This window comes from Streptomyces sp. CBMA123 (genome assembly GCF_014596465.1).
GTDB lineage: Bacteria > Actinomycetota > Actinomycetes > Streptomycetales > Streptomycetaceae > Kitasatospora.
Genome location: NZ_MECK01000540.1, coordinates 1 through 688, shown reverse-complemented (window position 1 = coordinate 688; position 688 = coordinate 1). Strand labels below are relative to the sequence as shown.

At 58.0% G+C, this 688-nt stretch carries 1 rRNA gene; it reads left to right on the top strand.

The window, feature by feature from the left end:
* Positions 1-57 precede the first annotated feature (57 nt).
* Positions 58-688: ribosomal RNA gene (locus BG452_RS36165) — 23S ribosomal RNA — on the top strand; the annotation flags it as partial.

Below are 688 nucleotides of genomic sequence, written 5' to 3'. Positions count from 1 at the left end.
TCGAGGGTGTGTGACTGGTCGTTGTTTGAGAACTGCACAGTGGACGCGAGCATCTGTGGCCAAGTTTTTAAGGGCGCACGGTGGATGCCTTGGCACTAGGAACCGATGAAGGACGTGGGAGGCCGCGATAGGCCCCGGGGAGCTGTCAACCGAGCTTTGATCCGGGGGTGTCCGAATGGGGAAACCCGGCAGTCGTCATGGGCTGTCACCCGCTGCTGAACACATAGGCAGTGTGGAGGGAACGCGGGGAAGTGAAACATCTCAGTACCCGCAGGAAGAGAAAACAACCGTGATTCCGGGAGTAGTGGCGAGCGAAACTGGATGAGGCTAAACCGTTTTGGTGTGAGACCCGGCAGGGGTTGCCATGGCGGGGTTGTGGGAATGAGCTTCAGTCGTCTGCCGGCGGCTGGGCGAGTCAGAAACCGTATGGGTAGTCGAAGGACATGCGAAAGGTCCGGCGTAGAGGGTAAGACCCCCGTAGACGAAATCTGTACGGCTTGCTTGCTCATCTCCCAAGTAGCACGGGGCCCGAGAAATCCCGTGTGAATCTGGCGGGACCACCCGCTAAGCCTAAATATTCCCTAGTGACCGATAGCGGATAGTACCGTGAGGGAATGGTGAAAAGTACCGCGGGAGCGGAGTGAAATAGTACCTGAAACCGTGTGCCTACAAGCCGTGGGAGCGTCGT